The following is a 937-nucleotide window of genomic DNA, read 5'->3' as shown; positions in this document are numbered from 1 at the left end:
ACGCTGCGCGACCTAGGGCGGTTCGCCCAGTTGCTGGTTGAGGGCGGTGCCTGGGGCGGGCGCCAAATCGTTCCGCAGAGCTGGATAGAAGAAACGCGGAACGGTGGGGTCGAGCTCCATGGTGACGACCGTAAACAGTTACCTTTCGGTGCCTATCATAATCAGTGGTGGATCGAGGATACCCGCTGTCGTACCATTTGGGCGCGTGGCGTTGGCGGACAGACCATTTATGTCGATGCCAACGCTGAGTTTGCGGCCGTAAAGCTGTCCGCCTTTCCCGACGGCGACACCGGCGATCCACGTTGGATTGACGATCGAGCGGCGCTGCTTGCGATCCGCGCTGCGCTGAGCGCACGCTGAGGGGCGGAATGCCGAAGCGGGCAAGGGTTGGGGGTCTTTAACCTCGACCCCTGAACTCGCCACCGGTGAAATGCTTCTCAAGCTGCTCGCAGCATAAACGGCCTGGCCTATTCTGGTCTCGCCCCGTCGCGCCGCCAACCGGTGAAAGGTTGCGAAGATTCCGCTACCGCAAGGCCCTCGCCGGCCCTTCCGGTACCCCCGGGGCGCGTACATGGCAGGCCACGATGCGCCCGTCTTCCATCGGCATCAAAGGTGGCACTTCGATGCGGCAGCGATCGACGGCGAGCGGACAGCGCGGATGAAATGCGCACCCGCTCGGCGGGTCGATCGGGCTGGGCACTTCGCCCTCCACCGGTGCTGCCAACCGAACTCGCGTTGGATCCGGCACCGGAGCTGCCGCGATCAGCGCCTCGGTGTAGGGGTGGACCGGCTTGGCGAAAAGCTCCTCGCTCGGCGCGAGCTCCACGATCCGCCCCAGATACATGACGGCGACGCGTTTCGCGATATGCTCCACGACGCCGAGGTCATGCGAGATGAAGACGAAGGCGATGCCCATCTGCTGCTGTAGATCCAGAAG

Annotated in this window: 1 protein-coding gene and 1 pseudogene; one reads left to right on the top strand and one right to left on the bottom strand. The window is 63.9% G+C overall.

Translation table 11 applies throughout. From position 1 onward, the window contains the following. A pseudogene (locus tag EOA24_RS42225) lies at window positions 1–360 on the top strand (6-aminohexanoate hydrolase); the annotation flags it as partial. Between the two features lie 163 nt (window positions 361–523). Here EOA24_RS42225 and EOA24_RS39480 read toward each other — a convergent pair. After that, window positions 524–937 (bottom strand): oligopeptide/dipeptide ABC transporter ATP-binding protein (locus EOA24_RS39480; RefSeq protein WP_348633112.1); only part of this gene is annotated, 414 nt, incomplete at its 5' end.

Source organism: Mesorhizobium sp. M2A.F.Ca.ET.039.01.1.1 (assembly GCF_003998035.1).
Classification (GTDB): Bacteria; Pseudomonadota; Alphaproteobacteria; order Rhizobiales; family Rhizobiaceae; genus Mesorhizobium.
The sequence above is the reverse complement of the archived record's forward strand: the minus strand, read 5'-3'. Positions and strand labels throughout refer to the sequence as shown.